At 31.1% G+C, this 14,008-nt stretch carries 16 protein-coding genes and 1 riboswitch; of the genes, 3 read left to right on the top strand and 13 right to left on the bottom strand.

The window, feature by feature from the left end; translation table 11 throughout:
* The 4 genes from B3I31_RS11055 to ribB form a co-directional block, all read right to left on the bottom strand.
* Positions 1-263 (bottom strand): hypothetical protein (locus tag B3I31_RS11055; protein WP_291048153.1); only part of this gene is annotated, 263 nt, incomplete at its 3' end.
* Positions 264-318: 55 nt separating this feature from the next.
* Positions 319-1,092, bottom strand: coding sequence for a hypothetical protein (locus B3I31_RS11050; protein WP_291058864.1), 774 nt, complete (start codon positions 1,090-1,092; stop codon positions 319-321).
* 78 nt (positions 1,093-1,170) lie between these two features.
* Positions 1,171-2,424, bottom strand: coding sequence for an MFS transporter (locus B3I31_RS11045; RefSeq protein ID WP_291058866.1), 1,254 nt, complete (start codon positions 2,422-2,424; stop codon positions 1,171-1,173).
* 153 nt (positions 2,425-2,577) lie between these two features.
* Positions 2,578-3,240 carry a 3,4-dihydroxy-2-butanone-4-phosphate synthase gene (ribB, locus tag B3I31_RS11040; protein ID WP_114999705.1) on the bottom strand — a complete coding sequence of 221 codons (663 nt, stop codon included), beginning with the start codon at positions 3,238-3,240 and terminating at the stop codon, positions 2,578-2,580.
* A 131-nt stretch (positions 3,241-3,371) separates the two neighbouring features.
* A riboswitch (FMN riboswitch) is annotated at positions 3,372-3,499 on the bottom strand.
* A gap of 148 nt (positions 3,500-3,647) precedes the next feature.
* On the opposite strand from ribB, the gene B3I31_RS11035 reads away from it, so the two are divergent.
* Positions 3,648-3,851 carry a hypothetical protein gene (locus tag B3I31_RS11035; protein ID WP_291058868.1) on the top strand — a complete coding sequence of 68 codons (204 nt, stop codon included), beginning with the start codon at positions 3,648-3,650 and terminating at the stop codon, positions 3,849-3,851.
* Positions 3,852-3,854: 3 nt separating this feature from the next.
* Here B3I31_RS11035 and B3I31_RS11030 read toward each other — a convergent pair whose 3' ends face one another.
* The 9 genes from B3I31_RS11030 to B3I31_RS10990 form a co-directional block, all read right to left on the bottom strand.
* A complete protein-coding gene (locus B3I31_RS11030) occupies positions 3,855-4,433 on the bottom strand; it encodes an SGNH/GDSL hydrolase family protein (RefSeq protein ID WP_291058883.1) in 579 nt (192 codons plus the stop codon).
* A gap of 28 nt (positions 4,434-4,461) precedes the next feature.
* Complete coding sequence (locus B3I31_RS11025; RefSeq protein ID WP_291058870.1) at positions 4,462-5,871, bottom strand: radical SAM protein; 1,410 nt, start codon at positions 5,869-5,871, stop codon at positions 4,462-4,464.
* 46 nt (positions 5,872-5,917) lie between these two features.
* Entirely contained in the window at positions 5,918-6,151 is a 234-nt protein-coding gene (locus B3I31_RS11020; protein ID WP_114999703.1) for a hypothetical protein, read from the bottom strand.
* Between the two features lies 1 nt (position 6,152).
* Entirely contained in the window at positions 6,153-6,353 is a 201-nt protein-coding gene (locus B3I31_RS11015) for a hypothetical protein (RefSeq protein WP_114999701.1), read from the bottom strand.
* Positions 6,353-7,099 carry a prolipoprotein diacylglyceryl transferase gene (locus B3I31_RS11010; protein ID WP_311394708.1) on the bottom strand — a complete coding sequence of 249 codons (747 nt, stop codon included), beginning with the start codon at positions 7,097-7,099 and terminating at the stop codon, positions 6,353-6,355. The genes B3I31_RS11015 and B3I31_RS11010 overlap by 1 nt, the downstream gene beginning before the upstream one ends.
* 94 nt (positions 7,100-7,193) lie before the next feature.
* Positions 7,194-8,027, bottom strand: a complete 834-nt coding sequence (locus B3I31_RS11005) for a 1,4-dihydroxy-2-naphthoyl-CoA synthase (protein WP_114999699.1) — start codon at positions 8,025-8,027, stop codon at positions 7,194-7,196.
* A gap of 66 nt (positions 8,028-8,093) precedes the next feature.
* Complete coding sequence (locus B3I31_RS11000; protein ID WP_125350194.1) at positions 8,094-8,822, bottom strand: hypothetical protein; 729 nt, start codon at positions 8,820-8,822, stop codon at positions 8,094-8,096.
* A 72-nt stretch (positions 8,823-8,894) separates the two neighbouring features.
* Positions 8,895-10,940, bottom strand: a complete 2,046-nt coding sequence (locus B3I31_RS10995) for a M16 family metallopeptidase (RefSeq protein ID WP_291058872.1) — start codon at positions 10,938-10,940, stop codon at positions 8,895-8,897.
* A 14-nt stretch (positions 10,941-10,954) separates the two neighbouring features.
* Positions 10,955-12,277 carry a M16 family metallopeptidase gene (locus B3I31_RS10990; protein WP_291058874.1) on the bottom strand — a complete coding sequence of 441 codons (1,323 nt, stop codon included), beginning with the start codon at positions 12,275-12,277 and terminating at the stop codon, positions 10,955-10,957.
* 220 nt (positions 12,278-12,497) lie between these two features.
* Between B3I31_RS10990 and B3I31_RS10985 the strand changes: the two genes are divergently transcribed.
* Together B3I31_RS10985 and B3I31_RS10980 are read left to right on the top strand one after the other, a co-directional pair.
* The gene (locus B3I31_RS10985; RefSeq protein WP_291058877.1) at positions 12,498-13,301 is read left to right on the top strand and encodes a sulfite exporter TauE/SafE family protein; all 804 of its coding nucleotides are present in this window, start codon (positions 12,498-12,500) and stop codon (positions 13,299-13,301) included.
* A gap of 8 nt (positions 13,302-13,309) precedes the next feature.
* Complete coding sequence (locus B3I31_RS10980) at positions 13,310-13,897, top strand: methyltransferase domain-containing protein (protein WP_291058879.1); 588 nt, start codon at positions 13,310-13,312, stop codon at positions 13,895-13,897.
* The last annotated feature ends 111 nt before the right edge of the window (positions 13,898-14,008 follow it).

Raw genomic sequence — 14,008 nt, 5'->3', positions numbered from 1 at the left:
TTAACAAGGGGAAGATTACAGTATCTGTTTATAAAATCTAAGATGTAAAAATCTTTATAGATATTATTAATAGGACTACTTCCTTCATAACATAAATAATTATGTTTAGGTTTTAAAAAGCGAATTGATTCTTTTTCGAAGTTATTCTTGATTGTAAAGTGTATCATATTATTTTCGACTTTATCAACCTTTATTTTAATTTCATCCTTATTACAACTCAACAAACCAAATCCTAAAAGTAAAAAGTAAACAATAGATTTCATTGATAATTATTTTCTTAAAGATAACAAAAAAGCGAATCAATTGATTCGCTTTGTGTTATTTCGTTAAGTCAACTTTTCCATTCTTATTATACTTGAAATTGCTGTCATATTCGATGGAACTTAATTCATTATCATCTTTATCAAAAACTTTTATTATTTTCTTCGTATAATTATTAAACGATAAATGTCTATAATTTATATCATCAAAAATTCCTAATCGAATAAATGGATTTTGGTAATCATCATAATCAAATTTTGTTACAGTTTTTATCAAATTGTCATCGTCAATTATATCAGTTCTTACAATACCATCCAAATTTGTTACATGTGGATATTTATTATTTCTGTCCCATGTATAAGTTTCATTAGCAACTAATCTATTATCTTTAAATTCTTGAACCGAAGTCAAAACTGTATCACCATCAATTGGTTGATAATCATATTTCGTTACAATGCCATTTTTTTCAGATGTAAGTTTTTGAATAATTTTATGCTTAAAAAATGATTTTAATTGATATGTTCCACTTTCTATTAATTGACCATTCTCTGTAATTTCATACTCAGAATCATTAATATAATTTACTTTTTGATCACTTAGCAAATAATAAGATTTAACTTTTTTCTCTATTGGACGATCTTGCTCATCATAAATAATTTGAATACTATCACTATAATAAATAGAATATAAATCATCTACAAAATAGCGATTAGAGAAATAACCAGTTGGAAACAAATTTTCATTCGATTCAATTAAATCTTCTTCAAAAGTATCTGTCGAACAAGAAATTATGAATAAGCTACAAAAAGCAATTAATAAATATTTAAACATTTTCTGAACAGTTTATTGCAAAAATAGACTTTAAAAATTAACAAAAGCCTTATTGTCTATTTTTTTAAGTAAAATATTTTATTCTAAGGTTACTTTTCGAATAGGTTTGATGAAAAATGCAATTAAAATTACGGTTAAAATTGTCATCGTTCCTCCAAAAATAATTCCAGGAACTAATCCTAAAAATGTTGCGGCAATTCCACTTTCTAAAGCTCCTAATTCGTTAGAAGAGCTCACAAATATTGAATTGACAGATGAAACACGACCTTTCAAATTTTCGGGCGTTTTGATTTGTAAAATACTTTGACGAATTACCATCGAAATTGCATCAAAAGCACCTCCAAACATCAAAATAACAAAACATAAATACAGATTTTGACTAAATCCGAAAGAGATAATACAAACACCAAACATTGCGACTGCTCCCAATAATTTTGGCCCAACATTTCCTTTCAATAAACTTGGAATCATTGACAAGAAAAACATCATGATAATCGATCCAATTCCATGTGCTGAACGTAATAAACCAAAAGCTTCAGAACCTTGATTCAATACTTTTTCAACGAAAGCTGGCAACAACGATTCTGCTCCACCAAAGAAAACCGCGAACATATCCAAACTCAAAACAGCTAAGATAATCGGTGTTCCCCATATAAATCTCAACCCTTCTTTGATACGTATCATTGGCGATTCTGTCGATTCTGATTCTGATATTTCTGCTGGTTTTTTAGAAATTAATAATATCATCACCATCGAAATACACATAATTGTAAAAGCGGTTATCAAAGCGGCTTCAATACCAAATTTTGCTAAAATAACTCCTCCTGCCAAAGGTCCTAAAACTGATCCAATCATAAATGCAGAAGACGAAAGCGGAATTGCTTTTGTGTAGTTTTCTTTACGGACAACTAAGGCTAAAAGTGCAAATAAAGCTGGTCCGCTAAAGGATCTTGTCAATCCTAAAATGAAAAATGCAAAATAACAGATTCCCAAATAAACAGGAATTCCGATTGCTTGGCGAACTGACGGAAAGTTAACAATCATCAAGACAAAAGAAGCGGTCATAAAACAACCAATACTTCGTACCAAGATCATCTGTTTATCCAATTTATCGACCAATTGTCCCGCATAAAAAGCAGTTAAAAGAATTGGTAAAAACTCGGCTAAACCAATTAATCCAAGAAAAATTTCTTTCTGAGTGACTTTAAAAATTTCGTACGCAACAGACGTACTCTGAATGAATAAAGCAAAGATTAAGGAAAACCTTAAAAATATGAATGGAATAAATTCTTTATTTTTCCAAACGGACGGAACTTTCTCCTCTGATGTCATTTTGTAATTTGAATTTTAAGTTTTTAAATGTACATTGATTTTATTCAAAACTACCTTGATTTTGGATAATAAATTTGTATAAAATCAAAAAAAATCTTCGTGTATTTCTACCCGAAGATTTTTGAAAGTTTATGATATATTTTATTGTTTAATTTAAGCGAATTCTAATTGTTTTTTCTCCTCTAATTGAAGACGATATTCGTAAATATCCTCAATTGTCAAAACAGTCATTTCATGTTTTTCGGCAAAATCTATAATTTGCGGAACTTTCGCCATTGTACCATCAACATTTGTCAATTCGCACAAAACTGCTTCATTTCCTAAACCTGCTAATTTCACAATATCAATACTTCCTTCTGTATGTCCTCGACGTTCCATAACGCCTTTTGGACGAGCAATTAAAGGAAAAACATGTCCAGGTCGATTAAGGTCAGTCGGTTTTGCAATTGGATTAATTGCTGTTTTTATCGTTTGTATACGATCGGCTGCAGAAACACCAGTTGTTACACCTTCTTTTGCTTCAATAGTTACTGTAAATGCAGTATGAAAACGTGAGTTATTGTTTTCGACCATAGGATTTAGCTCCAATTCATCTGCTTTTTCTTGTGTAAGACACAGACAAACAATACCGCTACATTCACGAATCAATAAAGCCATATCAGGCGCAGTAATTGTGGAAGCAGGAAAAATGATATCACCCTCGTTTTCACGATTTTCATCATCAATTAATAAAATTCCTTTTCCGTTTTGTAGATCTTTTATTGCATTTGCAATTCTTTCATTGGCTGTTGAGCCAAATTGTGTGATTGTTTTCATTTGATTTTTGTTTTATCATGAAACATCACTTCAGGGCGAAACACATTATTAAGTAATAAGCTCAAAGTTGTGCGTCATGAGTTTTTTACTCAGAACTTAACACTTATCACTCATGACTTTCAATTGTGTTCAATTTTCTTCTCTCATCCAGACTATACTGTCGGTTTTGGAGTTTCACCAAATCAGTCCCATAACAAAGTTAAAGGAGTCGCGGACTATAACCGCCGGTAAGGAATTTCGCCTTGCCCCGAAGAAAATTTCGTTTGTTAATACTAATTTTTTATTTGAAAAATTACCATAAACTTTCGTGGACAAAGTTACAAAACCAAAATGAGTTATTTATAATGAATAAAGATTATTTTGTCTACTATCAATAAAAACCATATCTTTATTAAAACACTAATAAAATGAAAAACAAAGCATTAAAAATAGTTCTGAAAGTTGGTTATTACGCTTTATGCGGATATTTAGTTGGATTATTAATTTCTTATATCTCACCAACTGGAACAAGCCAAAACGCACCCTTTACGTGTATAGCTGGATCAATGACTTTTTTATTTTTTAAAGATTATATCATTCCATATTACAGAAGTCAAATTCAACAAAAATAGACTTTACAAATATTTCTCAACAATCGGTTTTATTTGATTTGCGATAAATTGATATCCTTTTTCATTTGGATGAATACCATATTTTGAAAGAAATTCTTCTTTAGTTGAATTAAAACGTGAGAAAATATCAATAAATTCTATTTGATTTTGAAGTGCTAATTCTTTTAGCTTTTGATTGTATAATTCAATTTTTTGAGTCGTACGAAATTTACGATCTGGAATTTTTATTCCATCTACTTTTTTAGAAATTGGTAAAATACTTATCACATAAATGTTAGGTGTAAATTCTTTTGCTTGAGAAATTACTTCAAAAAGATTTGATTCAAAATTAGCGAATGAAACCAATTCTAAATCATTTGCGCCATAAAAAAAGAAAACTAAATTTTCGTCAGGAGAAAGACGTGCTTTTGTCTCAACTTCAAATCGGTTCATTAAACCTTCCGTTGTCTCACCTCCTATTCCGAGATTAAAACAATTGACTTCATTTGCATTGTTGTTATAAAATTCTGTATGACAATAACGTTTCAAAATTTCTACATAACCTCCCAAAACTCCGTCATATTCTCCGTAGAATACTATCACCAAAAAATAAGCAGTTTGTCATCATCATCTAAAACAACACTTTATCCTCTTTTCTTAATTCCTCCAAATAAGCAGCTTTTTCGTCTCGATAAAATAAATTCATTGTTTCGAATGGAATTAATTTCAACTCTTTGTTGACGATATGTACGCAAGATTTTTTTACGGCGCGAACATCAAAATCATGTGCATCCATAAAATTCATAATGATTATTCGGAACAAATTATCGTAATCTAAATCCAATTCGGGCGCACAAACTTCTGGCAAACAACAAAGTAATTGATTCACTTTTGGTTGCACTTTATCAACCGAAATTCCTGTACTAAAAATGTCTAATAATTGTACTTTCAATTGTTCATCTTGTTCGTAAACAATTGTATTTTTCGATTCGTTATTCAACAAATCCGCTGGAATTATATAACGTGTAAGCGGAATTACCTCATCATTCAATTTCAGCATATAACCCATTGCTAAAGCATCCGGATTACAAGGAACTGGAATAATATCATCTGAATTTAAAAGTGGATATTGATCAATAATCTCTTGACGAACTTCCGTTAAGGTAATTTTTTCATGAATAGAGTCTTCTCTGTTTCGGCCTGCAATTTCTACAGGTTGAAAAGTAACTCCACGTACACATTTTTGTTTTAAAGCAAAATCGATGATTTTTCCAATTTCATCCGTATTTTTATCTTTTTGAAGAACAACAACCAAAGTTGTAGAAAGATTTAATTCATTCAATTTTTCTAAAGCTTTCATTCGAACATCTGTCAAATCTTTTCCTCGAAAATCTTCTAAAACTTCTTTTTTAAATGAATCAAATTGTAAATAAACTTCAAATTCTGGTGCATAAGTTGCTAATTTTTCTGCAAAACCTGGATCATTCGCAATTCTAATTCCGTTTGTATTCAACATCAAATGTTTAATTGGTTTTGATTTTGCAATTTCCATAATCTCAAAAAATTGTGGATGAATTGTTGGCTCTCCGCCACTAATTTGAACCACATCGGGTTCGCCTTCATTTTTAACAATGGTATCAAACATCGCTTCTATTTGCTCTAAACTACGATGAGAACCGTAATGTGGCGATGACATGGCGTAACAAGTAGGGCACGTTAAATTGCATCGATCCGTCACCTCAACAATTGATAAACACGAATGTTGCTCGTGATCGACACACAAACCACAATCGTACGGACAACCATATTCTACATCTGTCTCAAAATGCAAAGGCATTTCTGATGCTTTATTGTAATTTCTTATGTTTTTATAATAATCGACATCCGTTGCTATTTTTGTTTTGAAGAAACCATGATCTGGACAACGTTTTGTCATAAAAACATTCTCGTCCTCGATAATAATTTTTGCACCAACACGTTTTAAACATTCTGGACAAAGTGAAATTGTATAATCGTAATACGTGTAATTTCTAACCGGCATAATATAAGTTTTAAGTAGATTTAAGTTTTAATGAAAGGTACGATGTTTACATAGATCCACAAACCATTCCTGAAATAATAAGTGTAACCAATGCACACATTCCAAAAATCATTAAATAGTATTTTGAAGATTTACTTTTTCCAGAAATAGAATTTATGATTAGCGAAATTACTGTTCCAACAGCGCCTCCAATAAGTGCAATTACTGCTAAAATTGCTATAATAACATAAATAAAATCGTTTCCAAATCCTCCTTCTGCAAATATTACTGAATATATCATATTAGTTTCCAATTAAAATTAAGCCACAAATTGAACCCGAAGCAAGTAAAATCCCTATTCCCCAAACCATTAGTTTTAGAGACATTTCTACACTTTCTATCTCATTTTTATTCTTTGTAAATAAGTACAAAATAAAACCTGCTACAGAAAGTACAGAACCAATAAGAAGTAAAATAAAAACAATTGTAAATAAAGATTCCATTAGTTAGATTTAAGTTGTGATAACTTAAAGATATAATAAAAAATAACACCAACACAAGTAATTTGAATAGAACTTAATCCTAAAAAAATGGGATGTATTGGTTTGATAAAATCTAAACAGAAACGAAACACAAAATAAGCCAGCATAAAGATTTGAAACAAATATCCAGAAGGATAAATATATTTTTTCTGAACGATTTTTAAAACTATCCAAAGCAAAATAAGGTAAACAATTTCGTACAAAGCAACCGGATGACGTAACAATCCATCGCCTAAATCCATTCCGAAAATAGATGTTGTTTCTATTCCATATGTTTGTTCATAAATGCCTGTTAAAAAGCAACCAATTCGTCCAATTATCATCGCTAAAATCAAAGGAAAAGTAATCAAATCTCCTGTACTTTCTTTGTATCTAATTATCTTTTTTGTGAGTTCTACACCAATTAAACCAAAGGTTAAACCACCTATGATTGTGTTACTTGTCCAGAAAAAGAGAAAAGGATTTTTTGCATCCAAAAGAGCTTGCGGATTTTCTAATGTTCCAATTATTTTAGATCCCAAAAGTGCACCAATTAAAGCGCCTATAATTATACTAAACGATTGTGTTATCGATAAACTTGATTTGTTTCGTTTTCGTAGAAATGCATAATAACGCATCGCAATAAAAATTCCGACCGATTCGAGAATAGGATGAATTAAGACTGAATGTCCAAAAATTTCAATGGATACAGGAAAATCTATTATCACAAATTAATTAGGTTTTGAGTAAAAGTAATTGATTTTATAGAAATAAAAAAAGCGATGTTAAACATCGCTTTTCGTTTATATTTTGAAAATTTTCTTATCTAAATTTAGAAAAATCTCTTGGACGTTTTTCTAAGAATGCATTACGACCTTCTACAGCCTCTTCTGTACCATATGCAAAACGTGTTGTTTCACCTGCAAAAATTTGTTGTCCAACTAAACCATCATCTACCAAATTGAATGCATATTTCAACATTTTAATTGCTGTTGGCGATTTTGTTAAAATCTCTTGTGCCCAATCAAAAGCAACTTGTTCTAACTCGTCATGCGGAACAACTAAATTCACCATTCCCATATCGTAAGCCTCTTGTGCAGAATAATTAAGACCTAAGAAAAAGATTTCACGGGCACGTTTTTGACCAACTTGTTTTGCCAAATAAGCCGAACCGTAACCACCATCAAATGAAGCTACATCTGCATCAGTTTGTTTGAAAATCGCATGTTCTTTAGAAGCCAATGTCATATCACAAACCACGTGCAAAGAATGTCCTCCTCCTACTGCCCAACCATTTACAACGGCTACAACAACTTTTGTCGAAAAACGAATTAAACGCTGAACTTCTAAAATATTCAAACGTCCAACACCATCTTGTCCTTCATAACCTTTTGCACCACGAACGCGTTGATCACCTCCAGAACAAAAAGCCCAACCACCATCTTTTGCAGATGGTCCTTCTCCTGTCAATAAAATTACACCAACTTCACGATCTTCTTCTGCTAATTGAAAAGCATCTAATAATTCGAAAACAGTTTTTGGGCGAAATGCATTACGAACTTCAGGACGATTAAATGCTATACGCATTACTCCATCACATTTCTTGAACGTGATATCTTCGTATTCCTTTACCGTTTGCCAATTGATTGTTGCCATTATATATTTTGTTTTTTGATTAAAATTTTCTCAAAAATAAGATTTATTCATTTTTAAAAATAATTTTCAGTTATTAATCTCAAGTTTTTCTGCTCTTTTTCTACGATATTCAAGCATACGTTGGTCTATAATTTCTTGAAATTCTTCTTTAGTTACCTCATTTTTTGCGTTAAGTGGTTTTATTTCTTTTAAAGGATTTGTTTCAATTCGTTTTAAAATTAAATTGTTTCCTCCATTAAAGTTTGCTTTAACAATAATTCCTTTCAAACCCATCAATCCAAAAGGCGCAATATTATCAGAATATGTTTCGTCAACCCAAATAGTTGTAGTAATAATTTTATCCTCTTTTAATCCTTTATCTTTACGTTTTGTATTATATTTCTTGGTAAGAACTCCGTTTATTTCTTCTGTTTCGTTCAAATCAATCCAGTATAAATCATCAAACTTTGAAGTCACAAGATATTCTTTATTCATTAGATTTTTTTTATTCGATATAAATTGATTTTTATAATCATAATAAAACATACCATTTGCTCTTACAAAAATTTGTACCATATCAATTTCTAAAGTTTGGGAATTATTCAACTTTTCAATCGGAACAAACAAAGCTTGCTCTCCGTTATACGTATAAATATATTCAACAGGATTCGAAGTTGATTTTATCAAATCAAAAGATTTTGACGATTTAAATTCTACATCAGAACTTAACTCATAAATAAAAGTATTACCTTTTGGTAACTGTGCAAAACACAAACTTGAAATCAAGATTATAATTAGAAAAAAGTATTTATTCATAATAGTCACATAAAAAAGACAATCCGAAAAATACGAATTGCCTTTTAATTTGAAAAATATTTAAAAGAATTGTTATTTAAAATCTGCGTCAGAAACGTTTTTATTAATTTCTGTTGCATCGATAATAATTTTGATCGTTTGTGGACCAGTTTCTGTTATCATTTCAGAAGGCATTAATATTCCATCAAACGTTTTATATCCTTTGTTAATTGTCGTTGCAATCATATCACCTTGTGGAGATTTCATTTTTTGCTCAGATTTCATTAACAAACCAGTTTTTACATCATAAAAATCTGTACGAGAAATATCTGCAGCAACAACTTTGTAATATTCAACTCCGTTTTCAGAAACGATTCCTTCTACTTTAGCCGTTTTATACCCTTCTGACAAAGGCGTAAATAATGAATTTGTCTTAAACAAAGGAGCTGTCATATCTGCTGGTAAATCCATTTTTTGACCTGCTTGAGACATATAACCTTTTTGACCATCAAAAACTTGTTTAATAGTCATTCCCATAATCGTGAATTCAGTTGCAGTTTTATTAGGTGTTGCATTTTTTATGACATAGTCTCCACTCATTCCCATTGTCTCTATTTTTCCTTTTTGAGCAATCGATTTTACAGCTTTCACTTTATCCGCGCCACCAATAGCTTTGAAATAATTATCTGTGATTTGAGCGACAGTAACTGTTGTAGTTTTTGCACCAGATGTTGGTTTATCAGTTTTATTTCCGAAAGAATCGTAGTAATTAACTGGATAACCTAACTTTTCTAAAGCTGGAGCAATTTGCTCTAATTTCCCTGTTACATTGATTTTTGCTTGATCTGGACGGAAATATTTTTTCGAAACTCGTAATACATCATCAATTGTTACAGCATTAATATTTTTAATATAATCTGCATAAAAACTATCTGATAATTGATTTGTTTTTTTCGTTAAAGCTTGACTCGCAACTGTAGAAGGACTTTCTAAAGTCAAAATAAAGTTTCCTAAGAATTTCGCTTTTACATCATTCAACGTTTGTTGATCAATTTTGTTTAACGTCATTCCTTTAATTTCTTTCATCGTCTCAACGATAGCAGAATCCGTCACTTCGTTACGAACAGTTGCATTAGTATTGAAACGTCCAATGTAACGAGAATCAGAAACTCCACCACGTGCACCATATGTCCAACCATGCGCTTCACGAAGATTCATATTCAATTTCGAATTAAAATCGCCTCCCAAAATAGACGACGCAATTAACGCTGCATAATAATCTGGATCTTTCTTTGTCAACTGAACTGGATACGAAACTGAGACCACAGATTGCACTGCGTTAGGCATATTAATCGCATTTAATTCCGTTTTTGTAACTTCTTCTACTTTTGGAAATGCTGGAATATTTAATTTTCCTGTTTGCCAAGAATCAAAGTTTTTCTCCGCCAATGCTTTTACATCTTTTGTCGAAATATCTCCAACAACAATCAAATAAGCATTGTTTGGTTTGTAGTAGGTATTGTAGTAATCCTTCACATCTTGCAATGTAATTTTCTCAATTTGGGCTGGTGTATCAAATTCTGAGAAAGGATTATTTTTTCCATAAACTAATATATTCGAAACGCGAGATGCTGCTGCTTCTACAGATTTTTCATTCGACTTTAAACCTTCGATGTAACGTTTTTTAACATCAGCAAATTCACTTTCAGTAAAGTTTGGATTCATAGCTCCATCAGCCATATAACCAAAAATCTCGTTAAAATACTTAGTTAAAGAACTTGCAGAAGCTCCTTCTTCCCAAAAATTAACGCGAGCTCCTAAAAACTCAATACGTTTATTGAAATCATCTTTCGATTTTGTTTTTGTTCCTGTTCCCAACATTTCGCCCAACAAAGACTCTGCTCCTTTTTTTGCACCTAATGCATATGGAGGATTATCGATTGTTAATGTAGCAGAAACTCGTGGTAATTTATGATTTTCAACAACGATAACTGTTAAACCATTTTTTAATTTGAATTCGTTCGATTTTCCTAAATTAACCGTCGGTGCTGGACCTGGTTTTGGCATTGGAATCGCCACTTGCGCATTTAAGCTAACTGCCATAAAAGCGATTGCAAGAGATAATATTTTTGTTTTCATAATTCGGTTGTTTTTTATTTTGCAGCTTTTTTAGATTCTGGTAAATAATGAATAATTACACGTTGGTTTTTGTTTAGATACTTTTTAGCAACATTGCGAATATCTTCTCTTGTTACAGATTGATAAACTTTCAATTCTTCGTTGATTTTATTTGTATCTCCGCCCAACATATAAGCATCCGCTAAAGCATGTGCAATGTTTTGAACACCCGATTTTGAAGCCACAAAACTATTTTCAATTCCATTTAAGATTTTTTGGTAATCTTCTTCAGAAATCAAATTTGTTTGAACTTTTTCTATATCTTGTTGTAAATCTCCTTCTAATTTATCCAAAGAAACTTCTCCTTGAGGTAAAATTCCGATTGAATAAATTCCGTAATCTTCCATTTGACGATTGAAAGCAAATATTTGTAATGCTTCTTTTTTCTCGTCAACATATTTTTTATATAAAACTGATGATTTTCCACCTGTTAAATAGCTTGATAACATTTCTAATGCATAAGCATCTTTTGATTTGTTATCTGGCGTACGATAATTAATCGCCAATAAAGGAATCTGAATATTTGCATCATATTCTGTTCCACGAATTTCTGATGTAATTGGATCTTCCTTCACAACAGTTTTCACAACATCTTTTCCTCTTGGAATTACACCAAAATATTTCTCAATTAATTTCTTTGCTTCGTCTTTATTAAAATCACCCGCAACAACTAATACAGCATTATTTGGCACATAAAAAGTTTGACTAAAGTGTTTGAAATCGTCTAATTTTGCATTACTCAAATCCTCAAAAGAACCAATTACACTCCAACGGTAAGGATGTTTTTTGAAAACATGAGGATTAACCGCTTCTCCGTACGAAAATTTACCATAAGGTTGATTGTCTAAACGAGAACGTTTTTCTTCTTTTACAACTTCTTTTTGTGTATCGACGCCAATTTGATTGATGATTGGTTGACGCAAACGATCAGATTCCATCCATAATCCTAATTCTAAATTATTTGATGGAAAAGTTTCGTAATAATATGTTCTGTCCGTTGTTGTATTCGCATTGTTAGAACCTCCATGAGAAGAAACAATTTTGAACCATTCACCTCTCTTAATATTCTCTGTTCCTTCAAATAATAAATGCTCAAAAAAGTGTGCAAAACCTGTTTTACCAACTTGCTCATCTTTCGAACCTACGTGATACATAACACCTGTTGTAATAACTGGAGCAGAATTATCTTGATGAAGGATAACATGCAATCCGTTTGCTAGAGTATACTCATCAAATTTTATTTGCTGACCAAATAATGCTGATCCTGCAAATAAGATAGACATAAAAATTTTCTTCATTTAGTATTTTTTAAGTTTTTATCTATTATGCTTATGTAACATTAGTAGCAGTTTTTTTGAAAATGTTACACCAAATTTGCATAATAATTAAAAAAAGTAAAATAATATACGTCTATTGATTTAGTAGGCATTTGTATTAATTTACAACAATATTTCATAATATACCTATAGTAATTGTTGTTGTATTTGCTATAGATTTGTATAAATCGAGAGAAAAAAAATGGATTTTATAGAGTTTTTTGGTTTTGTAGGCGCCTTCTTCATCGGTCTAATTATGGGAGTTCTTGGTGGTGGTGGATCTATTTTAGCCGTTCCTATTTTAGCGTATATTTTTCATTTCGACGAAAAAATTGCTACTGCTTATTCATTATGCATCGTTGGATCGACAGGATTGATTGGAGGAATAAAGCAAGCTTCGCAAAAAATGGTTGACTGGAAAGTCGTTTTTCAATTTGGATTACCAGCTGTTGTTGGAATTACATTGGTTCGCGCATTTTTAATTCCTGCCCTACCAAGTAATTTATTTTCTATAGGCGATTTTATCGTCACACGTCGAATGGCAATGTTTGGTTTATTCGCTATTCTGATGGTTTTCGCAGCTATTTCTATGTTAAAAGGTAAGAAAGAAGAGCAAATTGATCAGAAAAATGATAAGCTAAATCCTGTTTTATTAATTCAAGGATTTCTTATCGGAAGTTTAACAGGAATGGTTGGTGCTGGTGGTGGTTTTTTGATTGTTCCGGCATTGATGATGGTTGCAAAACTAGATATGAAAAGAGCTTCGGCAACTTCATTGGTAATTATTGCCATCAATTCACTTATCGGATTTTTTATTGGTGATGCTTTACACATCAAGATTGATTGGAGTTTCTTGAGTGTTTTCATTGGAATTTCTATGGTTGGAATTCTTGTCGGAACCTACATCAACAAATTTTTACCAGTACAATTTCTAAAGCGAACATTTGCTATCTTTATTATTTTAATGGCTATTTTTATGTTCATCGAAGAATTTATAATTCAATAATTTAAAGTATGGAACTGAACGAAAACTTTTGGAACGATAAATACACCACAAATCAAACTGGTTGGGATTTAAAAGCTCCTTCTACTCCGCTAAAAGAGTATATCGATCAATTAGAAGATAAAAATATCCGTATTTTGATTCCTGGTTGTGGAAATGCTTACGAAGCAGAATATCTTTTGGAACAAGGTTTTACGAATATTACATTGATTGATATTTCGGAAATTGTAGTCGAAAAAATCAAAGAAAAATTTAAACATAATCCCAATATCAAAGTTCTTCATCAAGATTTTTTTGAGTTAGATGGTGAATTTGATTTGATTTTAGAACAAACTTTTTTCTGTGCATTAGATCCAAAATTACGTCAAAGCTATAGTATCAAAATGAATGAACTGCTAACCGAAAACGGAAAATTAGTTGGTGTATTATTCAACAGAGAATTCGGAAATGAAACGCCTCCTTTTGGAGGTGATAAAACTGAATATCAGACGTATTTCAATGATTATTTTGATTTCAAAGTCATGGAAAATTGTTACAATTCTATTCCGCCAAGAGCTAAAACCGAATTATTTATTAATCTAAAAAAGATTGCCAAATAACCTATGATTTCATTCATAAATTTTAAGTTAACTATCAATCTTATTTGAGTTTAAATAGAAGAAAAGTATCAGAATTCATCCATCAGAGGAAAATTCTAAATTTAAATATTT

The sequence above is a fragment of the Empedobacter sp. UBA3475 genome, from assembly GCF_002378465.1.
Classification (GTDB): domain Bacteria; phylum Bacteroidota; class Bacteroidia; order Flavobacteriales; family Weeksellaceae; genus Empedobacter; species Empedobacter falsenii_B.
The sequence above is the reverse complement of the archived record's forward strand: the minus strand, read 5'-3'. Positions and strand labels throughout refer to the sequence as shown.